Annotated in this window: 27 protein-coding genes and 6 tRNA genes; 31 read left to right on the forward strand and 2 right to left on the reverse strand. The window is 37.0% G+C overall.

Annotation, left to right across the window (positions count from 1 at the left end):
* The first annotated feature begins 194 nt into the window (after window positions 1–194).
* The 10 genes from V2145_RS21070 (at window position 195) to uvsE (ending at window position 11389) form a co-directional block, all read left to right on the forward strand.
* Window positions 195–737: a helix-turn-helix domain-containing protein gene (locus tag V2145_RS21070; RefSeq protein ID WP_094913170.1), complete on the forward strand. Its 543-nt coding sequence runs from the start codon at window positions 195–197 to the stop codon at window positions 735–737.
* A 26-nt stretch (window positions 738–763) separates the two neighbouring features.
* On the forward strand, window positions 764–1873 hold the full coding sequence (locus tag V2145_RS21075) for an ABC transporter ATP-binding protein (protein WP_094913171.1): 1110 nt from the start codon (window positions 764–766) through the stop codon (window positions 1871–1873).
* Window positions 1863–2663, forward strand: a complete 801-nt coding sequence (locus V2145_RS21080; protein ID WP_094913172.1) for an ABC transporter permease — start codon at window positions 1863–1865, stop codon at window positions 2661–2663. Before V2145_RS21075 ends, V2145_RS21080 begins: the two co-directional genes overlap by 11 nt.
* Before the next feature lies 1 nt (window position 2664).
* Window positions 2665–3468, forward strand: a complete 804-nt coding sequence (locus V2145_RS21085; protein ID WP_131888581.1) for an ABC transporter permease — start codon at window positions 2665–2667, stop codon at window positions 3466–3468.
* Window positions 3465–4538 (forward strand): ABC transporter substrate-binding protein, encoded by a 1074-nt coding sequence (locus V2145_RS21090; RefSeq protein WP_094913174.1) that lies wholly within the window; start codon window positions 3465–3467, stop codon window positions 4536–4538. The genes V2145_RS21085 and V2145_RS21090 overlap by 4 nt, the downstream gene beginning before the upstream one ends.
* A 247-nt stretch (window positions 4539–4785) precedes the next feature.
* On the forward strand, window positions 4786–5886 hold the full coding sequence (locus V2145_RS21095; protein ID WP_094913175.1) for an acyltransferase: 1101 nt from the start codon (window positions 4786–4788) through the stop codon (window positions 5884–5886).
* A gap of 231 nt (window positions 5887–6117) precedes the next feature.
* On the forward strand, window positions 6118–7203 hold the full coding sequence (locus V2145_RS21100; protein ID WP_094913176.1) for a D-alanine--D-alanine ligase: 1086 nt from the start codon (window positions 6118–6120) through the stop codon (window positions 7201–7203).
* A gap of 66 nt (window positions 7204–7269) precedes the next feature.
* Window positions 7270–8643 (forward strand): UDP-N-acetylmuramoyl-tripeptide--D-alanyl-D-alanine ligase, encoded by a 1374-nt coding sequence (locus V2145_RS21105; protein ID WP_094913177.1) that lies wholly within the window; start codon window positions 7270–7272, stop codon window positions 8641–8643.
* A gap of 193 nt (window positions 8644–8836) precedes the next feature.
* Entirely contained in the window at window positions 8837–10345 is a 1509-nt protein-coding gene (locus tag V2145_RS21110) for a DEAD/DEAH box helicase (RefSeq protein ID WP_094913178.1), read from the forward strand.
* 75 nt (window positions 10346–10420) lie between these two features.
* On the forward strand, window positions 10421–11389 hold the full coding sequence (gene uvsE / locus V2145_RS21115; protein ID WP_094913179.1) for a UV DNA damage repair endonuclease UvsE: 969 nt from the start codon (window positions 10421–10423) through the stop codon (window positions 11387–11389).
* A 35-nt stretch (window positions 11390–11424) separates the two neighbouring features.
* Here the strand turns inward: uvsE and V2145_RS21120 are convergent, their stop codons facing one another.
* Window positions 11425–12012 carry a rhomboid family intramembrane serine protease gene (locus V2145_RS21120; RefSeq protein ID WP_222582624.1) on the reverse strand — a complete coding sequence of 196 codons (588 nt, stop codon included), beginning with the start codon at window positions 12010–12012 and terminating at the stop codon, window positions 11425–11427.
* Between the two features lie 96 nt (window positions 12013–12108).
* On the opposite strand from V2145_RS21120, the gene acpS reads away from it, so the two are divergent.
* The 14 genes from acpS to V2145_RS21190 all read left to right on the forward strand — a co-directional run bounded on the left by acpS (window position 12109) and on the right by V2145_RS21190 (window position 23090).
* Window positions 12109–12477 (forward strand): holo-ACP synthase, encoded by a 369-nt coding sequence (gene acpS / locus V2145_RS21125; protein ID WP_131888579.1) that lies wholly within the window; start codon window positions 12109–12111, stop codon window positions 12475–12477.
* Window positions 12478–12590: 113 nt separating this feature from the next.
* A complete protein-coding gene (locus tag V2145_RS21130; RefSeq protein WP_094913181.1) occupies window positions 12591–13607 on the forward strand; it encodes a LolA family protein in 1017 nt (338 codons plus the stop codon).
* Between the two features lie 188 nt (window positions 13608–13795).
* Entirely contained in the window at window positions 13796–14968 is a 1173-nt protein-coding gene (alr, locus tag V2145_RS21135; RefSeq protein ID WP_094913182.1) for an alanine racemase, read from the forward strand.
* Window positions 14969–15143: 175 nt separating this feature from the next.
* On the forward strand, window positions 15144–15425 hold the full coding sequence (locus V2145_RS21140) for a CopG family ribbon-helix-helix protein (protein ID WP_025910605.1): 282 nt from the start codon (window positions 15144–15146) through the stop codon (window positions 15423–15425).
* Window positions 15426–15429: 4 nt separating this feature from the next.
* Window positions 15430–15780: a type II toxin-antitoxin system PemK/MazF family toxin gene (locus V2145_RS21145; protein ID WP_025910606.1), complete on the forward strand. Its 351-nt coding sequence runs from the start codon at window positions 15430–15432 to the stop codon at window positions 15778–15780.
* A gap of 173 nt (window positions 15781–15953) precedes the next feature.
* The gene (locus V2145_RS21150) at window positions 15954–16790 is read left to right on the forward strand and encodes an RsbT co-antagonist protein RsbRA (protein WP_094913183.1); all 837 of its coding nucleotides are present in this window, start codon (window positions 15954–15956) and stop codon (window positions 16788–16790) included.
* Window positions 16787–17149, forward strand: a complete 363-nt coding sequence (locus V2145_RS21155) for an STAS domain-containing protein (protein ID WP_311859839.1) — start codon at window positions 16787–16789, stop codon at window positions 17147–17149. The genes V2145_RS21150 and V2145_RS21155 overlap by 4 nt, the downstream gene beginning before the upstream one ends.
* A gap of 3 nt (window positions 17150–17152) precedes the next feature.
* Entirely contained in the window at window positions 17153–17554 is a 402-nt protein-coding gene (locus V2145_RS21160) for an anti-sigma regulatory factor (RefSeq protein ID WP_094913185.1), read from the forward strand.
* A gap of 11 nt (window positions 17555–17565) precedes the next feature.
* Complete coding sequence (locus V2145_RS21165) at window positions 17566–18579, forward strand: PP2C family protein-serine/threonine phosphatase (protein WP_094913186.1); 1014 nt, start codon at window positions 17566–17568, stop codon at window positions 18577–18579.
* Between the two features lie 62 nt (window positions 18580–18641).
* Window positions 18642–18974, forward strand: a complete 333-nt coding sequence (locus V2145_RS21170; protein WP_094913187.1) for an anti-sigma factor antagonist — start codon at window positions 18642–18644, stop codon at window positions 18972–18974.
* A complete protein-coding gene (gene rsbW / locus V2145_RS21175) occupies window positions 18971–19456 on the forward strand; it encodes an anti-sigma B factor RsbW (protein ID WP_094913188.1) in 486 nt (161 codons plus the stop codon). Before V2145_RS21170 ends, rsbW begins: the two co-directional genes overlap by 4 nt.
* On the forward strand, window positions 19422–20216 hold the full coding sequence (sigB, locus tag V2145_RS21180; RefSeq protein ID WP_094913189.1) for an RNA polymerase sigma factor SigB: 795 nt from the start codon (window positions 19422–19424) through the stop codon (window positions 20214–20216). The genes rsbW and sigB overlap by 35 nt, the downstream gene beginning before the upstream one ends.
* Entirely contained in the window at window positions 20213–20824 is a 612-nt protein-coding gene (locus tag V2145_RS21185; RefSeq protein ID WP_222582626.1) for a PP2C family serine/threonine-protein phosphatase, read from the forward strand. The genes sigB and V2145_RS21185 overlap by 4 nt, the downstream gene beginning before the upstream one ends.
* Window positions 20825–20942: 118 nt before the next feature.
* Complete coding sequence (locus V2145_RS21190; protein ID WP_094913193.1) at window positions 20943–23090, forward strand: Tex family protein; 2148 nt, start codon at window positions 20943–20945, stop codon at window positions 23088–23090.
* 60 nt (window positions 23091–23150) lie between these two features.
* Here V2145_RS21190 and cmpA read toward each other — a convergent pair whose 3' ends face one another.
* Window positions 23151–23270 (reverse strand): cortex morphogenetic protein CmpA, encoded by a 120-nt coding sequence (gene cmpA / locus V2145_RS21195; RefSeq protein WP_090752704.1) that lies wholly within the window; start codon window positions 23268–23270, stop codon window positions 23151–23153.
* Between the two features lie 96 nt (window positions 23271–23366).
* Between cmpA and V2145_RS21200 the strand changes: the two genes are divergently transcribed.
* The 7 genes from V2145_RS21200 (at window position 23367) to V2145_RS21230 (ending at window position 24503) form a co-directional block, all read left to right on the forward strand.
* Entirely contained in the window at window positions 23367–23825 is a 459-nt protein-coding gene (locus V2145_RS21200) for a SprT family protein (protein ID WP_094913190.1), read from the forward strand.
* Window positions 23826–23952: 127 nt separating this feature from the next.
* A tRNA-Asn gene (locus V2145_RS21205) sits at window positions 23953–24027 on the forward strand.
* A 7-nt stretch (window positions 24028–24034) separates the two neighbouring features.
* Window positions 24035–24125, forward strand: a tRNA-Ser gene (locus V2145_RS21210).
* Window positions 24126–24134: 9 nt separating this feature from the next.
* Window positions 24135–24206: transfer RNA gene (locus V2145_RS21215), tRNA-Glu, on the forward strand.
* A gap of 31 nt (window positions 24207–24237) precedes the next feature.
* Window positions 24238–24310: transfer RNA gene (locus V2145_RS21220), tRNA-Val, on the forward strand.
* 29 nt (window positions 24311–24339) lie between these two features.
* Window positions 24340–24415, forward strand: a tRNA-Asp gene (locus tag V2145_RS21225).
* 13 nt (window positions 24416–24428) lie between these two features.
* A tRNA-Gln gene (locus tag V2145_RS21230) sits at window positions 24429–24503 on the forward strand.
* Window positions 24504–24507: the final 4 nt, after the last annotated feature.

Raw genomic sequence — 24507 nt, forward strand, 5'->3', positions numbered from 1 at the left:
GCATCGTTTAAGCGGTGCTTTTTTTAATGCAACCAAGCTGCAACTTTTAAGTACCATAATTGCTAAAAAAACTTCTTGTGCTTAGCTTTAAAACATGTATAATAATACGAGTTGAAAGTAAACTTTAAGTTAAGTATTATAAAACTTTATTTACTAGAAGTTTACTTATTTTAAACATGTCGAGGTTTAAATAAATGGAGATAGGTAAGAAGATTAAGAACTTACGTTTAAAAAAGGGATTAACGCAAGAAGAGCTTGGAGAACGGACGGACCTTAGCAAAGGTTATATTTCACAGTTAGAGCGAGATTTAAGCTCGCCTTCTCTTGAAACGTTTTTTAGTATTTTAGAAGTGTTAGGTTGCCAACCAAAAGAGTTTTTTGATCAAGATACAACGGTGCAAAAAGTTGTATATAAAAAAGAAGACTACACAAATTATTGTGATGAAGAAAAAGGCTATCATATTGAATGGTTAGTTCATGAATCGAATGAAAAAGAAATGGAGCCTATTCGGTTAATTTTAGAACGAAAAGGTGAATTTAAAGAATTTGAGCCTTCCCTATCTGAGACCTTTGGCTATGTGCTAAAAGGAGCTGTTATTGTTCAAATTGGTCAGCGAACGTATGAAGCGAAAGAAGGAGAAACAATTTATTTTCAAGCTGCTGAAGAGCACAAAATGTTTAATGCCTACGACGGCGTCACTGAGCTTATTGTGGTAGCGACAGAGTCATATTTATAAAGAGATTAAGAGGAGAGAAGATTGAAATGAACGATAATCAAGCGATTATTCGCTTTGAAAATGTAACAAAGCAATACGATAACGATTCAATAGTGCTTGATAGCGTAAGCTTTGAAATTGAGAGAGGGAAATTTTACACGTTACTAGGTCCATCAGGGTGTGGTAAAACAACTATTTTACGTTTAATTGCAGGGTTTACAGAGGCTTCAAGCGGAGATATTTATTTCAACGGTAAGAAAATCAATTCCGTACCAGCTAACAAACGTCAGGTTAATACCGTTTTTCAGGATTATGCATTATTTCCGCATCTTAATGTATTTGAAAACATTGCATTTGGATTACGAATAAAAAAAGTAAAGAATGCCGAAGTCAAAGAGCGGGTGAGTGAAGCACTTCGATTCGTCAATCTAGAAGGATATGAAAATCGTGAAATTAAAGAGATGTCTGGAGGCCAACGTCAACGCGTGGCAATTGCTCGAGCAATTGTAAATCAACCGGAGGTCATTTTACTTGATGAACCACTATCAGCATTGGATTTAAAGCTGCGTACGGAAATGCAGTATGAACTAAGAGAGCTTCAGCGCCGATTAGGCATTACATTTATTTTTGTTACGCATGATCAAGAAGAAGCATTAGCGATGTCCGATGAAATCTTTGTACTTAACAAAGGGAATATCCAGCAAAGCGGTGCACCAACAGATATTTATGATGAACCTATTAATCGTTTCGTAGCAGATTTCATTGGAGAGTCAAATATTATTCCAGGAAGTATGGTTGAAGACTTTGTCGTAGAGTTTGCAGGTGAACGTTTTGAATGTGTGGATAAAGGCTTCAATCCAAATGAAAAAGTAGAAATTGTCATCCGTCCAGAGGATTTAGAAATTACGGATCCAGAAAAGGGTAAAATTCAAGTGAAAGTTGACTCTCAGCTGTTTAGAGGGGTCCACTATGAAATTTGTGGATACGATAAGGATGGAAACGAGTGGCTTGTGCATTCAACAAAAAAAGCAACAGTAGACGAAGAGATCGGTCTTTACTTTGATCCTGAAGCAATTCACGTTATGCGCTTTGGTGAAACAGAGGAAGAGTTTGATAAAAGGCTAGAAGCATATGGTGACGAGACTCATGCAAACTAAGTCACGTAATATTTATTTAATACCTTATCTGCTTTTTATTGCTTTGTTTGTTATTGCACCGATTGCCTTAGTTGTTTATTATTCGTTCTTTGATATTCATAATGAGTTTACCTTCGCTAACTATGAGAAATTTTTTACACCAGTTTATTTAAAAATGACGCTCAGCTCGTTTTGGTATGCTTTTTTGATTACGCTATTTTCGTTACTAATTGCTTATCCTACAGCGTACTTACTAACCAAAACAAGACATAAGCAGCTATGGCTGTTGTTAATTATTTTACCGACTTGGATTAACTTACTGCTAAAAGCGTATGCATTTTTAGGGATTTTCGGTACGTACGGAACAATTAATAGTTTTAGTGAGTTTTTAGGATTTGGCACTCATCAAATATTATTTACTGATTTTAGTTTTGTTTTTGTATCTGTTTATATCTTTATTCCATTTATGATTTTACCTATTTTCAACTCGTTAGAAGAGCTGAACCCTTCTTTAATATACGCATCCAGAGATCTAGGGGCTTCTTCATGGACAACATTCCGTCGCGTTGTATTTCCGCTCACATTAAATGGTGTGAAGTCCGGATGCCAAGCAGTCTTTATTCCTGCATTATCACTCTTCATGATTACTCGTCTAATTGCCGGGAACCGAGTAATTACGCTTGGTACAGCAATTGAACAGCATTTCTTAGTAACACAAGACTGGGGAATGGGAGCGACGATTGCGGTCTTCTTAATTATTGCGATGGCAATTATGATGATTGCAACTGGAACTAGAAAGAGAGGGCTATAAAATGATGAAGAAATGGAAATGGAGCAATATATATTTAATTTTGGTTTTTGTCATTTTATATGCGCCAATTTTTTACCTTATGTATTACTCATTTAATAGTGGGGGCTCAATGAGGGAGTTTGAAGGCTTTACATTGCAGTGGTATAAGGAAGTCTTCCAAGATACAAGACTATTAATTATTGTATTAAACACGCTTATTATTGCATTGCTTTCATCGGTGATTTCAACCATTCTTGGAATCATTGGAGCGCTTGCAATTATTTATGTAAAAAGAAGAAGAATTCAAAATACGCTGTTGACGTTAAATAATGTTCTCATTGTTAGTCCAGATGTCATCATAGGAGCTTCTTTTCTTATTTTATTTACGATTGTTGGGATTAAGCTGGGCTTTACATCTGTTCTGCTTGCCCACATTGCTTTTAGTGTACCAATTGTTGTCATTATGATTCTCCCGAAGCTTCAAGAAATGAGTTCAACTTTGATTGATGCAGCAAGGGATTTAGGTGCAAGTCGTTTTCAAGTATTGTCAAAAGTCATTTTACCGTTTATTGCACCAGGAATCTTTGCAGGCTTCTTTTTAGCACTAACTTATTCATTAGATGATTTTGCAGTTACGTTCTTTGTAACGGGAAATGGGTTTTCTACACTGTCAGTTGAAATTTATTCACTAGCAAGACGTGGCGTATCATTAACAATTAATGCATTGTCTACTCTGATTTTCTTATTCACTGTGCTGTTGGTAGTGGGCTACTACTTTGTTAGTCAACGCAATCTTCGTACGAAAGGAGGCGGGGGTGAGAAATGAAGCAACTAATGCGGTCATTTATTGTTATTGTAGCCATTTCACTCGTCTTAATGTACGTTGTATCTCAGTTAAACTCTGCCCAAGGATATTCAGGAGACAATACTCTGACTGTTTATAACTGGGGGGACTATATTGATCCAGAAATTATTGATGAGTTTGAGGAAGAGACAGGGATTAAAGTTATCTATCAAACGTTTGATTCCAACGAGGCAATGATGACAAAAATTGAACAAGGTGGCACTACGTTTGATATTGCGGTACCATCAGAGTATGCCATTAGTAAAATGAAGGAAGAAGATTTACTACTTCCTGTAGACCATAAGCAGCTACCTAACTTAAAGCATATTAATCCACGCTTTCTGAACTTATCGTTTGATGAAGGAAATAGATATTCTATTCCTTACTTCTGGGGAACAGTAGGTGTTGTCTATAACAAAGAAATGCTAAACGGCAAGGAAATTACGAGTTGGGACGATCTATGGGATCCAAAGTTGAAAAATCAAATCCTTTTAGCTGATGGGGCACGAGAAGTGATAGGGATGGGACTTAATAGCTTAGACTATTCGCTAAATGACACGGATAAAAAGCATTTAAGAGAAGCGAAAGAAAAGTTAGATACGTTAACACCCAACGTGAAAGCAATTGTTGGAGACGAAATTAAAATGTTGCTAGCAAATGAAGAGGCAGCGGTAGGGTTAGTTTGGTCTGGTGATGCTTCAGAGATTATGAGTGAAAATGAGAATCTAGATTATGTAGTTCCAGAAGAAGGATCGAACCTGTGGTTTGACAATATGGTGATTCCTAAAACGGCAAACAATATTGAGGGAGCTCATCAATTTATGAACTTTATGTTAGATCCGAAAATTGCAGCTCGAAACGCGGAATACGTGGGGTACTCAACACCAAATGAAAAAGCGTTAGATTACTTACCTGAGGAAGTTGCAAAAGATGAACGTTTCTATCCAGATGAAGCATTAACTGAAAAGTTAGAGGTTTACGATAATCTAGGAAAAGAAATGTTAGGTTACTACAACGAATTGTTTTTAGAATTTAAAATGCATAGAAAATAGGTCTGGTTTTTTGTTGCTTTATGTTGATATCAAGGATAATTGTGTAAAATAAATAGGTTTTACTGCCTGTTGAAAAGATAAAAATAGACCTTTAATATAGAGATAAGGAAGCTAATGACATGATTTATCATGTCATTAGCTTTTTTTATGAAACTTTTTTTAAAATAGGGGAAAAGTAAAGCGTAACACTTATGGCATAGGGGAATAGAGATGACGTGTTAAATTTTTTCATAATAGGAGACAGAATGTGAAGAAACAACAAATTGAATCAATTTACTTTTTAAGATTATTTGCCATGATGATGGTTGTACTTGTACACGTAACGGCAGCGTATGCAAGCGTCCTTCCATATAGCGGAGATGCGTACCAAAAGTATCACTTTATCAATCGCATTATTCGGATAGAAGCGGGAATCTTTATTGTAATTACAGGACTCGTATTCTTTTATAGCTATATTAAGAAGCCGTTAACAAAAGAGTTGTGGAAAAGTTATTATACGAGACGAGTTACATATATCCTTATACCATATATTATCTGGGCATTGATTTATGAAGCATATTCAATTTATGTAGGTGCAAGAGAGTTTAACGCGACAGAAATTTTGCTACGCATTTTAAAAGGTGAATCGTACTATCAACTGCACTTTATTTTCTTAATTGTGCAAATTTATCTTTTTTTACCTGTTTTTGTATGGGTTGCTCAAAAGTTTACTTTTTTTCGCCGCTATATGTGGTTATTCGGAGTCGTCCTACAGTTAGTTTATCTGCAATTAAATTCAATGTACGGCCTGGTATCATTTACTTTATTCATTAGTTCGTTATCTACCTTCTTATTAGGAGCATGGATTGGCGTTTACTATAATGAACAGAAAGCAAAAAGCGCAAATAAATCTACGATTGTGTTTCTAATTGTTGCGCTAATTGCAGGAGCAGTCGTCTCTTCTTTACATTATTATGTGTATACAGTTAAGACACTTTACCTATCGGGAGTTATGTACGAAGTCATCAATACATTTTATCTCGTATTAGGTAGCTATGTAGCCTTCCGTATCGGAGAGATTTTGGCCGCAAAACTTCCTAGAAGAGCAGTTATTACAGTTCGAAATATTGCGATGTACTCTTTTGGTTTTTATTTAATTCATCCTTTGGTGTTAAATATCGTCTCTGGATTTGTACCAGCACATAGTAATCAATTATTTCATATTGAAATGCTAATTCGTTATATACTAACTTTAACTCTATGTTACCTTATTATCTGGGCTTGTCATCGGTTTTTACCGTTTGCAAATTTATTGTATGGAAAGCTTCCAAAGAAAGCTGTATTCTTATATAAGCGTGAAGCACAATAATTATTAAAGTGGTAAAAAGACCAACTCTTTTTACCACTTTTTTATTGGAGTCGGAAGTCCCTTACTGATTGGAGTAGAAGCTGTTATGATTACAAGTAAGTCAAAAATAAATTATAATTTGACTCACATCTGCCCACTTTTTACATAAGTAATAAAGAAAGAAACTGTTTCCTATAAGGATAGAGAAAGTGATAAAATAGAAAAGATGAAATTGTGTTAGGAGGAACACTTGTGAAAATTAAGCTTGGTCTTTTATACGGGGGAAAATCCGCTGAACATAAAGTATCTCTACAAACAGCTTTAGCAGTAACAAAAGCAATTAACCATGATAAATACGAAGTGCATCCAATTTATATTACTGAAACAGGCGAATGGGTTCGCGGTACAAAATTGATGGGTCCACTTGAAACAGTCAACGAACTTGAGATTAGTAACAGTGGTACGGTTATTTCACCCGTATCTTTAAATACAAATATGTTCGCTTTATCCGATGTGAAAAATGAAGAAACGCTTGATGTAATCTTCCCACTTCTACACGGTCCAAACGGTGAAGATGGAACAGTCCAAGGGCTGTTAGAACTATTAAACCTACCTTATGTAGGGAACGGAGTTTTAGCATCTGCAGCAGGGATGGATAAAGTCGTGATGAAACAACTTTTCTCTCAAGCAGGTTTAAAGCAAGTAAAATACGAATATTTCATTCGCAAAGAGTGGGATGAGAACCGTGAAGCATCATATGAAGCTGTTGAGAAAAACTTAGGGTATCCATGTTTTGTCAAGCCAGCGAACTTAGGTTCAAGCGTTGGTATTAGTAAATGTGATAATCGTAACGAATTAGAAGCAGCATTTGAAGAAGCCTTCCAATTTGACCGTAAAATTATTATTGAAGAAGCGGCAATTGGACGCGAAGTGGAAATTGGTGTATTAGGTAATGATGATCCATCTTGCTCAGTTGTTGGAGAAATTTTACCAAAGGCTGCTTTCTATGACTATAAAGCAAAGTACGAAGATGGTAGCACGGGTCTTGCTATTCCGGCTGAAATTAGCCAAGAAACGTATTTAGAAATGAAAGAATTGGCAATTAAAGCATTTAAAGCAATTGATGGCTCAGGGCTTGTTCGTGCTGATTTCTTCTTAACAAAAGAAGGCGAGTTAATTATTAATGAAGTAAATACAATGCCAGGTTTTACACCGTTTAGCATGTTCCCGTTACTATGGAAGCATGCAGGTGTTGAATATCCAGTGTTAATTGAAACATTAGTAGATTTAGCGCTTCAGCGTCATGATGAAAAGCAAAAAATTAAACATACGATGTGAGAAAAAAGCTAACACTATTCAAAATGAATAGTGTTTCTGCTTTTTGCGAAAGGAGCTATAAACATTATGATTAATCGAAAGCTAAAAGATGTAGTGAAGATGATTCCAAACAGCAGCTTAGCTCATGGTGACGAACAGGTTCATATTAAAGGGGTTTCAATTGATACAAGAACATTGCAACCAGAGAATTTATATGTACCAATTAAAGGTGATCGATTTAATGGCCATGACTTTGTTGAAAAAGCAATTGAAGCAGGTGCTGTGGCAACTTTATGGAATAAAAATGAAAAAGATATTCCGCAAAATGTACCTGTCATTTTGGTAGACGATACGCTTGAAGCCCTACAGAAATTAGCAAAAGCATATCGTCATGAACTAGCTGTAAAAGTTGTAGGAATTACGGGAAGTAACGGGAAAACAACAACAAAAGACATGGTCGATGCCGTTTTATCGACAACGTATAAAGTTTTAAAAACAGCAGGGAATTTTAACAATCACATCGGCATGCCATTAACGATCTTACGCTTAGAAGAAGATACGGATATTGCTGTTCTGGAAATGGGAATGAGTAGCCGCGGTGAAATTGAGTTTTTATCGAATTTGGCTGAGCCTGATGTTGCGGTCATTACAAACATCGGGGAATCTCACCTCCAGGATTTAGGTAGCCGAGAAGGAATTGCTGAAGCAAAACTTGAAATTACAAGTGGTCTATCAGAGCAAGGACAATTTATCTTTAATGGTGATGAACCTCTTTTAACAAGTCGAGTAAACAATCCAAAGTTTAAAGTTATTACGTTTGGAAGTTCACCAAATAATGACCTTTCTTTAACGGATATGACAAGAGAAGAACATGGAACGACATTTTTCGTTTCACGTGAAACACAAAAGTTTTTCATTCCTGTATTAGGTGAGCATAATGCACATAATGCGATGGCTGCTATTGCTGTGGGTCGCTACTTTAACCTGAGTGATGAAATAATTGCACAAGGGTTAGCTGAATTAAAGCTGACAAATATGCGAATGGAATTAGTGAAAGCTAAGAGTGGCTTAACGTTTATTAACGATGCGTATAATGCAAGTCCAACATCAATGAGAGCAGCGATTAAGCTAATCCATGAGATTAATGGTTATAATAAAAAAATCTTAGTGTTAGGAGATATGCTCGAACTTGGTGATCAAGAAATACAATTTCATAAAGAGATTGGGAAATTTATTGATCCTGCTGCAGTGGAATATGTATTTACATACGGTCCGCTAAGTAAAGAGATTGCTTCAGGAGCACAAGAGAATTTTCAAGAAGGAAAAGTTCTTCATTTTGACGATAAAGATACGTTAGCAGATCATTTACAATCTGTTAGCTCTTCAAATGATATTGTATTGGTGAAAGCATCTCGAGGTATGAAGCTTGAAGAAGTAATTACTAAAGTCATGTCGAAATAAGAAGAGGAATAATAGAATAAGCTCTATTGCAAATAAAAACTCATAGTGTTATGATGTAATTTGAGTGTCTTGAGATGCTTATTCTCTAAACGTTGATTTCATTAAGTAATCGTTTAGAGCATTTTCCGGGTATCGGGGAATGCTTTTTTTTGTAAAATATAGATAGTCTAAATATAGAAGGAGTTTGAAAAATTTGGCATTATTTCAAGAGTTAGGTTTAAGTCAACAGCTAAACAATGCTGTTAGTAAAATGGGTTTTGAGGAAGCTACACCAATCCAATCTGAAACAATTCCTTTAGCGTTACAAGGCCATGATTTAATTGGACAAGCACAAACAGGAACTGGTAAAACAGCTGCATTCGGTATTCCTCTTATTGAAAAAGTAGATGCAAACGTTGATGCAATTCAAGGTTTAATTATTGCACCTACACGTGAACTTGCGGTACAGGTATCTGAAGAACTTTATAAAATTGGACAAACAAAACGCGTTCGCGTTTTACCAATCTACGGTGGTCAAGATATCAGCCGTCAAATTCGCGCTCTAAAGAAACGCCCTCACATTATCGTTGGAACACCAGGACGTATGTTAGATCATATTAACCGTCGTACACTTCGCTTACAAGATGTTCACACTGTTGTATTAGATGAAGCGGATGAAATGTTAAACATGGGATTCATTGAAGATATTGAAAAAATCTTATCTAATGTTCCTGAAAGTCATCAAACGCTATTATTCTCAGCAACAATGCCTGACCCAATCCGCCGCATTGCTGAAAAATTCATGAGCGAACCTAAAGTTGTAAAAGTAAAAGCAAAAGAAGTAACGGTTCCAAACATTCAACAGTACTACATTGAAGTACAAGAAAAACGTAAATTTGATGTATTAACACGTCTTTTAGATATGCAATCACCAGAATTAGCTATTATCTTTGGTCGTACAAAGCGTCGTGTGGATGAGTTGTCAGAAGCTCTAAACGTACGTGGTTATTCTGCTCAAGGAATCCATGGTGATTTAACACAAGCGAAACGTCTATCTGTTTTACGTCAATTTAAAGAAGGTTCTATTGACGTGTTAGTTGCTACAGATGTAGCTGCTCGTGGATTAGATATCTCAGGCGTAACTCACGTTTATAACTTTGATATTCCACAAGATCCAGAAAGCTATGTTCACCGTATTGGACGTACAGGTCGTGCGGGCAAAATGGGTGCAGCGATGACGTTTGTAACACCAAGAGAATCTGGTCAATTACACAACATTGAGCGTACAACTAAGCGTAAAATGGATCGTATGACGCCTCCAACATTGGATGAGGCATTAGAAGGTCAACAGCGTATTGCTGCAGATAAGTTAGTTGAAACAGTAAAAACAGGCAACTTATCTTACTATAAGCAATTAGCTGAAGAGCTGTTAGAAGAAAATGAATCTGTAGCATTAGTAGCAGCAGCACTTAAGTTAGCGACAAAAGAGCCAAACGATGTGCCTGTAAACTTAACAGCTGAGCCACCTGTTGTTGGAAAAGGTGATAAGAAAAGACGCGGTGGTAATAACGGCAGTGGTCGTTCACGCTCTAATTCTAAAAACTATTCACAACAAAACCGTCGTGGAAACTCTAAGCGATTTGGAGATAAGCGCCGTAGCAATAACAGCGGTGGTCAAGGAAATCGTCAAAATAACCGCAAAGATTCACGTACAAAAGCATAAAATAAAAGCGAGCCAATTGGCTCGCTTATTTTTTTTGCCGTTAGGAAATACTAAAAGGAAAGTGAGGTGTTTTCAATGTCCACGTTAGTGCGTTTAGGGTATGTAGCAATGAGTGTGCAATTACAGAATGCATCGCCTTCTCAGACGATGACATTTGCACAGTTTGGGCGAATTCGAGACCGAGTAGCTGCCATTTCCAAACTAGAGCGTATTGCTATTTCAAACTTAGAAAATTGTTTGAGGTTATTAAAGCATAATGCTTGGAGTGAAGTGGAATTTTTTCGACTTAGTTCAAAGCTTATTCCCCTTGCTAACCATCCCGAACTTAGTGATTGGAACTACATAAACGCTTTAAAACCTGTCATGTTCAAGATTCGTCAGTTTCTAGAAGAAAATCCAATGCGCGTTGATTTTCATCCCGATCATTTTGTTGTGCTAAACTCTACAGATAAAGATATTTTCAAGCACTCTCTTGAAACGCTTCAAATGCATAAAAAGTTATTAAAAGGAATGGGGATACTACCCAAAAACCGTTGTGTTTTACATGTTGGCGGGGCTTATAATGACAAAGAAAAAGCGCTTGAACAGTTTATTCATAACTGGGGGTTAGTACCTCATTCTATTCAAGAAATGATTATGCTTGAAAATGATGATACAACATTCTCTGTTCAGGATGCGTTATATCTTTGTGAAAAACTAAACATTCCTTTAATATTTGATTTGCATCATCATCAAGCAAATCATGAAAACCCCGATTGGAAAGAATATTGGCCTAGGATTGTTGCTACGTGGGAACAGGAAAAGCTCCCATTGAAAATGCACATTTCAAGTCCCAAAAGCTCAAAAGAATTTCGTGCCCATGCGGATTACATTAATGCAGAAGAGTTTTATTCATTCCTACAATCAATTTCTGGGACAATACCACAGATTGACTGTATGATTGAAGCAAAACAAAAGGATGCAGCACTTTTTAAACTAATGAATGATTTAAAAATGTATAAAGGAATCGAAATAGTAAATGGATCCACGTTTATTGTAAAATAACAAGAGAACAGTTCTTTGAACGAACTGTTCTCTTGTTATTTACGAGCAAACAAAATGGTTAATAGATAGCCGCTTATAAATCCACCTATATGAGCAACGTTATTTACTCCACTATTTAAAAATCCAGATAGTAATCCTATAATCAGGAGCACAATAACAATTTGTTGATCGCTTTTTGTAAAATAGATCGTTTTGTTTCGAATGAAATAAATGTAGGCACCGAAAATGCCAAAGATTGCACCTGATGCGCCTACATGACTATAATAAGCAGGCTGAATGATAAAGGTAAGTACATTTGCTAATATGCCACATGCCATATAAAAGCCTAGAAATTTATAGCGTGAAAGCTCCCTTTCTAGACGTGGTGCAAATAAAAATAGTGAAAATGAGTTAAACAGCAAATGACCAAAGCTATTGTGTAGGAACATGGATGTTGCCAAGCGCCAATATTCTCCTTGGCTAATGGCACCGTTATAACCAATAAAGTTATAAAATAAGGATTGGATAGATTGGACAGGAATCAAAAATAAAATCCATAAAATTATATGAATACAAAGTAGTAGAAATGTAATTGGGTAGTAGGTTCTGAATTCACGAAAGCTTTCAGTTCGCACAAAGATCATAAACACTTCCTTTCGTAGGGAACTTAGTATAAGTGTTCTAGGTGCATTTCTTTATTTTATGCAGTGTACAAAAAGATAGAAGGATGTGAAGAACAATTGATTAAAGGAATCGGACTAGATATTACAGAGCTAGATCGAATTGAAAAGCTTGTAAAAAGACAGCCTTCATTTGTTACTCGTATTTTAACAAAAAATGAAAAGGTGAGCTACGATAAACTCCAAGGGAAAAGACAGATTGAGTTTCTAGCAGGACGTTTTTCAGCGAAAGAGGCCTATTCTAAAGCATTGGGAACAGGAATAGGAAAAGATTTAAGCTTTCAAGATATTGAAGTTTTAAATGAACACAGTGGAAAACCAGTGCTTTATGTGCTAAACAGAAACGATAACAAGGACATTCATGTCTCTATTTCACACAGTCAACATTATGTTGTAACACAGGTAATTATTGAAAGCTCGTCAAGCTAGTCTGCATATTCATATTCCCAACTTCATATATTCATATTGCGGACAAGGGAGACAGGGAATATCTTGTTTCTCTCTACATGTAGGTATGACATGATATAAAAGGAGTTGGGGAGATGCATAAAAAGTTTATTGGGTTATTCGCATGCGCTTTTTTACTATTACTATTGGCTGCTTGTGGAGAAAAAAGCCAGCAAGATGTAACGGATGCATTAGATGCTAAGATTGAAGATATGAAAGGGTATAAAGCTGAAGCAGAAATGAAGCTAAATACAGGAAAGGATGCGCAGGTATATGACGTTGAGATTTGGCACAGTAAGCCAACGTATTATCGTGTAAATTTAAAAAATACGAAGAAAGACCAAAGTCAAATGATTTTGCGCAACGATGAAGGTGTCTTTGTCTTAACACCGGCTTTGAACAAAAGCTTCCGTTTCCAAAGCGACTGGCCACAGAACAGTAGCCAAGCTTACTTGTACGAGTCGTTAGTACAAGACATTGTGCAGGATGAGAGTGCCGAATTTAAATCAAACGACAAACATTATGTATTTAAGACAAAGACAAATTATCAAAATAGCACGATGTTACCGAAGCAAGAAATTACGCTGAATAAAAAGGATTTAACACCTGTATCTGTAAAAATTATGGATACAGATAATAAGGTACTGATTGAAGTAGATTTTTCAAAAGTACAATTTGATTCAAAGTTTGATAAAGGTGCATTTGATACAAAGCGTAACATGACCGGGGCAAAAATTGATGTTCCGACAATGGCTACAGAAAAATCTGATGAGTTTGGTGTGCTTTATCCAGAAATTCTACCAAAGGGAGTTAAATTAGCAGAAGAGAAAAAAGTTGAAGGTGAAAATGGTGAGCGAGTTGTCTTAAAATATGAAGGCAAAAAGTCGTTTACGCTTGTGCAAGAGAAAGCAAAAGTAGCGGAAACAGCGGTATCTACAGCTACTTTAACAGCAGGGGAGCCGTTTGATTTGGGATTTACAGTTGGAGCGCTAACAGATAAGACACTTTCTTGGTCTTATGATGGAATTGACTTTATGATTGCTTCGGAAAACTTAACGCCTGAAGAAATGAGTAAAGTAGCAAACTCAGTTCAAACTCAGCTTGGTAAATAACTGCTTTTAATACAGGCTCGCGAATAGCGAGCCTTTTTGTTTTCTTCTTTGAATGCGATTGCATTTGTGAGAAAATTCAAATCCGTTTAGGCTGATTTTTATTTCCTGCTAATGAACTTTAATTTTGGATGTATTATACTAGCAAAGTAGCATATGTTTATAATGGTTCTGAAAAAGGAAGTGTCACAATGGTTAAAGCATTTTACCGAGAAACATGGGCAGAAATTAATGCGGATGCAATCTTGTATAATGTTGAAGAAATTAAAAAGTTCTTAAAGTCAGGTCAAAAGCTTATGGCTGTAGTGAAAGCAAATGCATATGGGCATGGAGATGTAGAAGTAGCAGATTTAGCACTACAAGCAGGTGCTAACATGTTGGCAGTTGCATTTTTGGATGAAGCAATCTCACTTCGTCAGAAAGGGATTAAAGCCCCCATTTTAGTACTAGGAGCTGTGCCACCTCTCTACGTTAAAGAGGCAATTAAATGGAATATTATAATAACAGCTTATAGTAAGCAATGGATAGAAGAAGTAATGGCAGACCAAGCTAATAATGGAAAGTTAACTATTCATTTGAAAATAGATACTGGAATGGGAAGGCTAGGCTTACGAAGTGATGATGAGATTAAGGAAGTAGCAACACTTTTGAAGTCACAATCCTTTATGGAGGTAGAGGGGGTATTTACTCACTTTGCAACGGCAGATGAACTAAATTCAACGTACTTTCAAAATCAATATAACCGATTTCAAAACGTAGTTCAGCTCATTCAATCTCTAGGAATTAATCCTCCTTTAATTCACTGTGCAAACAGTGCGGCTATTTTTCAGCAGCCAGAAAATTTGTTTACGGCTGCTAGACTAGGCATTTCAATGTATGGATTAAGGCCTTCACCAGAGATGAAGGAGATCATTTCGATCCCTTTAAAAGAGGCTTTTTCATTGCATAGTACACTTGTACATGTTAAAAAAGTAGAGCCGGGTAGTGGAATCAGCTATGGTATTACGTATGAATCGGAGAAAGAAGAATGGATTGGAACGATTCCAATCGGTTATGCGGACGGATGGATTCGAAAGCTTCATAACTTCAATATTCTCGTTGAAGGAAAAAAAGTTCCTGTGGTGGGGCGTATTTGTATGGATCAACTAATGGTACGTCTTCCAGAGCGTTATCCAGTAGGCACAAAAGTGACGCTTATTGGTAAGCAGGGTGACGAAAAAATATCGATTGATCAAGTAGCACAGCACTTAGAAACAATTAACTATGAAATTCCTTGTATGATTTCAGCTCGCGTACCAAGGGTAATTGTGAAGAATCAAGAACAAGTGAATATTACGAACTACTTGTTGAACAAGCACGATTGACGTAGAATTTAATAAATATTCAGCTTAAAAATTAAATTTATGCATAAAACAATACGTCGATTGACAATAATAGTGTAGAAATTGACAGAATTAACTTTCCATTAATACGTATGAGTGTTATGATAAGGAAAGATGAGACTATTGGTGTGTGTATTGATGTTGGAGGTGTATGTTTGTGTCTGAAGCGAGCGCAACTACAGAAATCCTGGTAAGATTGCCGAAAAATTTAGTATCGGAACTTGATCTTATGGTGAAACAAGAAAATGGTAACAGAAGCGAATTTATTTACCAAGCAACGAAATTATACCTTCGTGAGCGAAAAAAACGCCATATTCGCGAGTCTATGCGTCGCGGATATATGGAGATGGCAAAGATAAATTTAAACATTGCTTCTGAAGCTTTCTTAGCTGAGTCTGAAGCAAACCACACAGTGGATCGTTTAGTCAGCGGGGGTTAATGTCTTGGTAGTCAAACGCGGCGACGTTTATTTTGCTGACCTATCTCCTGTTGTTGGCTCAGAACAAGGAGGCGTTCGCCCTGTACTTGTCATCCAAAATGATATTGGAAATCGATTTAGTCCGACTGTCATTGTTGCTGCAATTACTGCTCAAATTCAAAAGGCAAAGTTGCCTACGCATGTAGAAATTAATGCGAAAAAATATGGGTTTGAGCGCGATTCAGTTATTTTGCTAGAGCAAATTCGAACAATTGACAAACAGCGACTAACTGATAAGATTACCCATTTAGATGATGAAATGATGGACAGAGTGGATGATGCCTTGCAAATCAGTGTAGGACTTATCGACTTTTAGAATTATACTTCCATTTATACTAAGTTGCTCCTTTAAGGGCAACTTTTTTAATTTGACGAAGAATAACTAGTAAACGTATATTGAAAGAAGAAATTTATTTAATAGGTTTATTAAATAGGATAAAAAATGGCGAAATAGCATAAAGAAATGTGATTTCTTACAAGGAGGAGCCCATGAATCAAAAAGAGTTATTTGATTATATTCAACAATCTAAAGCGGATATATTTGAACGTTGGCTTGTTACAATGAATGATATTGAAACAGGTCGAATTAAAAGCGTTGTATCGGAACAAGTCTATGTAAACGTTAGTTCAGATTTTGTGAATGTAGTTTTATCAAATGCATTTCGTTCTTTAAAAGAGTTTTCAAATGAACTCGAAGATATCGTAGAGAAAGTGGTCAAGCTAGGATGGCCGCTTGGATACCTAACCCAAGGCTTGCGCGAATTAGGACATGTTGTTGTAGAAGGATATTTGAACGAAGGAAACCCAAACAAAGAAGCACACTCAGAGCTTTTTTATCATTTTGATAAATGGCTTAGTCCAGTTTATAACAAGGTAGTAGAGCAGTATTCAAGTTCATGGGAAAATACGGTGATGCTACAAAAAGTAGCTTTACAAGAATTGTCAGCACCGCTAATTCCGGTATTTGATAAAATAACAGTTATGCCACTTGTGGGAACAATTGATACAGAGCGTGCAAGAAAAATTATGGAAAACCTTCTGCAAGGCGTTGTTAAGCATCGCTCAGAAGTGGTTTTAATTGATATTACAGGAGTGCCGGTAGTTGATACAATGGTAGCTCACCATATTATACAAGCAGCTGAGGCTGTACGATTAGTAGGAGCAAAATGCTTATTAGTAGGGATTCGTCCTGAAATTGCACAAACCATTGTTAATTTAGGAATTAATTTAAATGAGCTAATTACGAAGAACTCATTAAAGAAAGGAATCGAATTTGCGTTAGAAATGACTAACCGTCAAATTGTCGATATGGAGTCGGGGGAATGAACGTGAGAATACCGATCTTAAAACTATATGACTACTTACTAGTCTCGATTCAATGGGAGCTTGATGATCAAACAGCTATTCAATTTCAAGAAGACTTACTAAGCAAAATACACCAAACTGGAGCAAAAGGCGTAGTAATCGATTTAACATCCATTGATATGATTGACTCATTTATTGCTAAAGTGTTAGGTGATGTAGTTAGCATGTCTAGTTTAATGGGAGCGCGTGTTGTGTTAACAGGAATTCAACCTGCTGTTGCTATTACCTTAGTGGAGCTAGGTATTGGGTTAAATGATGTTTTCACTGCGCTTGACTTGGAAAAAGGTCTTGAGAAACTCCAATCGGAACTGGGGGAATAATAGATGGAATTCCAATCCAGTGTAAAAATTGTAACGGAGTGGGATATTGTAGCTGCGCGCCAACTAGGTAGGAATGTTTCCAAAGATTTAGGGTTTGGAACCGTAGACCAAGCGCGTATTACAACAGCCATCTCTGAGTTAGCACGTAACATTTATTTGTACGCAGGGAAAGGGCAGATTCATATTGAAAAGCTGGACCGTTCAACTACACGAGGGCTTTTAATCATTGCTAAAGATGAAGGACCAGGTATTCCTGATATCCGCAAAGTGATGGAAGATGGATATTCAACATCTGGGGGACTAGGTGCAGGTTTACCCGGAGTAAAGCGACTCATGGACGAATTTTCAATTGACTCAAATGTGGGAGACGGTACTGAAATCAAAGCAATTAAGTGGCTCCGCTAGGAGGAGAATAAATGTCTTTTGATAAAGAAATGAAACAACTATATAGAGATATTTTGGGGAACTATATTCAAACACAAGATGAGCAAGTTTTATACCAAGGACAAAAGTTAAGTCGCAAATCTTTAGAAAATGAAATATCGCCAGAAGACATCGTTAGTATTCATAAAGAGGTAATCGAGGAAATTTATTCTGATATTCCAGAGAAAGTATTGCATTCATTAGATTTTTTATTAGAAGTTATGATTAGCTATGGACTAGCCTTACGTGAACATCAAACGTTAAAAAGTAAGCAGAGGGAACTTCGGTCAGAGATTGAAGTAGCTGCAAACGTTCAGCAAAATTTATTGGGAACAAACATTCCCGACCATGTGGATACTTTAGAGATTGGCGCAGTGAGCGTACCAGCTAAGCAGATGAATGGCGATTATTTTCATTTTGTGGATGAAGATAAAGGCGGTGTTAGCATTGCCGTTGCAGACGTAATCGGTAAAGGAATACCAGCAGCAATGTGTATGTCGATGATTAAGTATGCGATGGATAGCTTACCAGATTCTCGGAAAAATCCAGGCTATGTGCTTGAAAATTTGAATAATATTGTAGAGCGTAATGTCGACCCGAGCATGTTTATTACAATGTTTTATGGGACGTACCACCCTACAACCAACTTGTTCACCTACGCATCAGCAGGTCATGAACCAGGGTTCTACTATGAAGCTTCAACTGATACATTTCATGATTTAGAAGCAAGAGGTCTAGTTTTAGGTGTAGATCGCCACGTGAAGTACGCACAGTATGAAAAAGAGCTTCACGAAGGTGATATGATTATCTTATTAACGGATGGTGTAACAGAATGTCGAACTGAAGAAGGATTTTTGGAAAGGTTGGACATCATAAAATTAATTCGTAAATACATGCATTTGACACCTCAAGAAATTGTTGAGGCGGTTTTTAAAGAATTAGAAAAGTTACAAGAGTTTCAGCTTAGAGATGATTTTACCCTAATTATTTTAAAAAAAGCGGTTTAATTCAAAAGAATAAAGGGTAAAGAATGTATAGTTTATGAAATCTGAGGGGGTTTATAGATACGATGAATTTAAAGATTGATGTTCAAGATGCTGGTCAGGAGTATCGTATTACATTGGCTGGCGAAATTGATGCATATACAGCTCCAAATTTAAAAGAGAAATTTATGGAAATAGCGGAACAAGACGGTGTTAAAATTACAATTGATTTAACAGACGTTTCATATATGGACAGTACAGGTCTTGGCGTTTTTATTGCGCTGTTAAAAGCGAGTAAAAAGCATAACGGTTCATTGAGGTTTGTTGGCGTGTCTGAGCGATTAAAGAGACTATTTGATATTACAGGATTGACGGATATTTTAAATGTGAATTCACAGGTAGAAGGTGGCGTGAAATGAAGCAACCGTATGATTTTGTTGAGATGAAGATTCCAGCCAAGCCAGATTATGTCGCAATCATTCGTCTAACTTTGTCAGGAGTAGCAAACCGTATGGGCTTCTCTTATGACGATATTGAAGATATGAAGATTGCTATAAGCGAAGCGTGTACGAATGCCGTTCAGCATGCTTATAAAGAAAATGAAAACGGTGAAGTTAAAGTAGGTTTTGGCCTTTTTTCTGACCGCTTAGAAATTATGGTGGTTGATAAAGGTGAAAGCTTTGATTTTGAAGAGTTAAAAGAAAAAATCGGTCCTTACGAGACAGCAGAAGAAGTTGAGATGCTGCCAGAAGGTGGATTAGGCTTATATTTAATTGAAACGCTCATGGATGAAGTGAAAATGATGAATTCTAAAGGTGTTACCCTCATGATGACAAAGTATTTGCAAAGAGAGCAGGTGGAGAGTGATGAAAACACAGTCTCAACCTATGAAATTAACTAAAGAGCAGGTTCAGGAACGAATTGAGCGTTTCCAAAAATTCCAAGATGAAGAAGCACAAAGTGAACTCGTTATTCATTATAAAAATCTTGTTGAATCAATTGCACGTCGTTATTCAAAAGGTCGCAGCTTGCATGAGGATATTGTCCAAGTAGGAATGCTCGGTCTTTTAGGTGCAATTCGCAGATATGATCCTTCGTTTGGAAGAAGCTTTGAGTCGTTTGCTGTTCCGACAATCATTGGTGAGATAAAACGATTCTTACGTGACAAAACGTGGAGCGTACATGTTCCTCGTCGAATTAAAGAGCTAGGTCCTAAAATTAAAGCAGCTGTTGAAGAGTTGACAACTCAGTTACAGCGCTCTCCTCAGGTGCAAGAGATTGCTGATTATATCGGATTCACGGAAGAAGAAGTTTTAGAGACGATGGAAATGGGGCAAAGCTACCAAGCGCTCTCTGTTGACCACTCCATTGAAGCGGATTCTGATGGCAGTACCGTAACTATTCTAGATTTAGTTGGAGAAAAAGAAGCAGGCTATGAAAAAACCGACCAAAGGTTGGTCTTAGAGAAGATTTTACATGTTTTAAGCGAGCGAGAAAGAGAAGTTATTCGTTATACATTTATTGAGAACTTAAGTCAAAAAGAAGCTGGAGAGAAATTAGGTATTTCTCAAATGCATGTCTCTCGTCTTCAAAGAAGAGCTCTTGATAAGCTTCGAAATGCTGCCCGAACCGATCTTAGCGAAGCGGAGTATAAAAAGTGACGAATCGTATATCTGCCAATCAATCTTTTATAAAAACAGCCACTTATCAAACACCCAAAGATGGAAATGCGTGTTGTGGTGATGGCTTTTATATCAAAGAAACTAGCGATTATTTCTTATGCGCTATTGCAGATGGGTTAGGAAGCGGTGAACATGCGAAAATAGCGTCCGATGCTGTCATTGAAACTGCAAAGCAAAATTATAATCTTGAGCTCGATGATTTAATGATGCTGTGTAATGATGTGACTAAAGGAACAAGAGGCGCCGCTGTTGCTCTATTGAAATTTGATAAGCGCAGTAGGCAGTTTTCATACACAAACGTAGGCAATATTCGATTTTATCTATATGCCCCAGACGGAAAGCTTACGTATCCTTTACCTGTAAAAGGATTTTTATCAGGTCGAAAACAAAAAATCCAGGTTCAGACTTTTTCATATGAACCTAGCTCACAGTTTTTAATTCATACAGATGGATTAGATTTAAAAGAAGTTAGAGCTTTCTTTGGTTCTCGAATGAACATTGAACAACTATCTGCTCAGCTCAAAGCAAAATTATCCTCTCATAAAGACGATGTAACGTTCATATTGGGAGAGCTACCGACAAGCTAATGATGTAAAAATTTAACTCACATGTGCTAATACATGTGAGTTTTGTTACAATTAAAAGAAAACATTGCTAGGAGAGATTGAGTTGACGGCCATAGCAAAAGTGCAAACAATTGATGTAATGAAGCATGTAAGTAATCAAATAAACCTGTCCTTAAAACAAGTAAAGAATGTAATCGACTTAATTGAAGAGGGAAATACAGTTCCATTTATTGCTCGGTATCGCAAGGAGCAAACAGGCTCTCTTGATGAAGTGCAAATTCGAACAATTTTAGATGAGTGGACCTACTTAACAAACTTAAATAACCGAAAAGAAGAGGTTATTCGTTTAATTGAAGAACAAGGGAAATTAACCGATGAGCTTGCTACAAGAATTGTGAAAGCAACAAAGTTACAGCAAGTAGAAGATCTATATAGACCTTACAAACAAAAGCGAAGAACGAAAGCAACTGTTGCAAAAGAAAAAGGATTAGAACCATTTGCTCAATGGATTTTAACATTTCCTTTAGAAACAGTTAAGGAGAAAGCAAAGCTATACGTATCTAAGGAAAAAGGCGTCGATAACGTCGAAGATGCTATTCAAGGTGCTCTAGATATCATCGCAGAGATTATATCCGATGAACCTTCCTATCGTCAGTGGATTCGAGACTATACCTTTAAACATGGCGTGATTGAAACTGAAGCTAAAGCCCATGAAAAAGATGAAAAAAACGTCTATGAAATGTATTACGATTATAAGGAATCTGTAACCAAGATTGTTCCTCATCGCGTGTTAGCCATGAATAGAGGAGAAAAAGATGGGGTATTAAAAGTATCTATTAATGTATCTCCAGAAGGTATTCTTAGATATATCCAAACAGGGTTTATTAAAAATACGAAGTCACCTGTTGTCTTATTAGTAGAAGAAGCTATTGCGGATGCGTATAAGCGCCTAATTGCTCCTGCTATTGAACGAGAAATTCGAAAAGACCTAACAGAGAGAGCTGAAGCACAAGCTATACATATCTTTTCTGAAAATTTGAGAAAGCTACTTCTTCAACCTCCTCTAAAAGGAAAGGTTGTCTTAGCTGTAGATCCTGCATATCGAACTGGATGTAAGTTGGCAGCTATTGATGAAACAGGAAAAGTACTCAAAATTGATGTTGTTTACCCGCATCCTCCCGTTAACAAAAAAGAAGAAAGTGTAAAGCGAATCATTGAAATTATTGAAAAGTTTTCAATTGAGATGGTAGCAATCGGAAACGGTACAGCTTCTAGAGAAACAGAGCAGTTCATCGCAGAGATTCTACAGCAGCAGCCTAGAAATATCTTTTATTTAATTGTGAATGAAGCGGGCGCTAGCGTTTACTCTGCCTCAGACATTGCTAGAGATGAATTTCCGAACTTTCAGGTAGAAGAAAGAAGCGCAGTCTCAATTGGGCGAAGGTTACAAGACCCGCTTGCTGAGCTTGTCAAAATAGATCCGAAATCCGTTGGCGTTGGACAATATCAGCATGATGTTTCTCAAAAACAGCTAAATGATTCATTAACGTTCGTTGTGGAGACAGTAGTAAATCAAGTAGGAGTCAATGTAAATACAGCTTCTTCTTCTTTGCTTCAATATGTGTCAGGTTTGAATAAGACGGTTGCTCAAAACATCATTCGCTATCGAGAAGAGAACGGAAAGCTTAAAAGTCGAAAAGAGTTAAAGAAGATTCCGAGATTAGGGGCTAAAACATATGAACAATGTATTGGCTTCTTGCGAATTATTGATGGTCAAGAGCCGTTAGATCAAACAAGTATTCACCCTGAGAGTTATGGCTACGTTAACGAATTGTTAGGTAAATTGAATTTGACTTATGATGCTCTTGGAACAGATGAATTAAAACAAGCATTAAATAGCTTATCTGTCTCAGATCTTTCAAAAGAGCTAGGAGTTGGAGAGTTTACTTTAAAAGATATTATTCAAGCTTTGGTACAGCCGGGTAGAGACCCCAGAGACGATTTGCCAAAACCACTCCTAAAGAAAGATATTTTACAGCTTGAAGATTTATCAAAAGGTCTTCAACTTGAAGGAACAGTGCGTAACGTAGTAGATTTTGGCGCGTTTATAGATATCGGTGTAAAGCAGGACGGTCTTGTTCATATTTCAAAATTAACAACTAAGTATGTAAAGCATCCGTTAGACGTAATTTCTGTCGGAGATGTAGTAACTGTTTGGGTAGAAGATGTAGATGTGGCTAAAGGAAGAGTTTCATTGACAATGATTTCTCCAAAAGCTACTTCGTAAATCCATCAGAAAAATCGCTCTGGCATTAAAGTCAGGGCGATTTCTCTATTGTTGTAGAAGTTAGTCCATTGAAGAGTGGTTTTTACGGTAAAAAAACCAGCATTGGTTTAATAATCGAATTTGTGCACAATCTTTCTGTAAGTAAGCACGCTGCATTTGTCTTTGTAACCACATCGGCATCACAGCATTCGCTCCTTTTATATAAGTGTATAAAAATAATGTAATATTAAATGTATGCAAGGCATGCTAGTCAGGTGATACCAAGGGGGGAAGAAAATGGAGAACAATGAATTGCAGCAATTAGTAGAAGAAATATCAATGAAGTTTTTCCAAAAACCTTTTTTCCATAAAGCTTATTTTAATAGACGTTTAAGAGCAACGGGTGGGAGGTATCTGGTTCATAACTCTAATATTGAAATCAACTATGGTCACTATGAAGAACATGGTCAAGAAGAAGTTGTTAATATTATTAAACATGAGCTATGTCATTACCATTTGCACTTAGAAGGTAAAGGATATCGACATCGGGATCGAGATTTCCGTCAATTAATGAAAGAAGTAAACGCTCCAAGATTTTGCCAACCGCTTGCGAAAAACATAGAAAAGAAGCAAAATAGTCCAATACATCTTTATCAGTGCACTGGTTGCAAGATTAAATATACGAGAAAGCGAAAGATTCAGCTACAAAAATATCGCTGCGGTTATTGTAATGGAATGTTAAAAAAAATAGAGTAAGTCCTTGACTATGGAAAATTCATATGATAAATTTATAAAGCACTCAAAAGTGCTTAAATATTTCTTCGAAAACATATTGACAAAACCGTCAAAATATAGTAAATTTTAATGAGTCTGATAACATTATTCCACAGTAGCTCAGTGGTAGAGCAATCGGCTGTTAACCGATCGGTCGTAGGTTCGAGTCCTACCTGTGGAGCCATGAAAATGGGGAAGTACTCAAGAGGCTGAAGAGGCGCCCCTGCTAAGGGTGTAGGTCGCGTAAGCGGCGCGAGGGTTCAAATCCCTCCTTCTCCGCCATTTTATAATGGCCCGTTGGTCAAGTGGTTAAGACACCGCCCTTTCACGGCGGTAACACGGGTTCGAATCCCGTACGGGTCATACTTGTTTGAAGAATTCATGATTTAATTCCGGAGGATTAGCTCAGCTGGGAGAGCACCTGCCTTACAAGCAGGGGGTCGGCGGTTCGATCCCGTCATCCTCCATATTTTAGTTGTATATCATCTATATGGATGGTCCCGTGGTGTAGCGGTTAACATGCCTGCCTGTCACGCAGGAGATCGCGGGTTCGATTCCCGTCGGGACCGCCATTTCTTTCTTGATTGGGCTATAGCCAAGCGGTAAGGCAACGGACTTTGACTCCGTCATGCGTTGGTTCGAATCCAGCTAGCCCAGCCATCAA

Origin of the sequence: Priestia sp. GS2, from assembly GCF_036409025.1 — a bacterium.
In the GTDB taxonomy this organism is placed as follows: domain Bacteria; phylum Bacillota; class Bacilli; order Bacillales; family Bacillaceae_H; genus Priestia; species Priestia aryabhattai_A.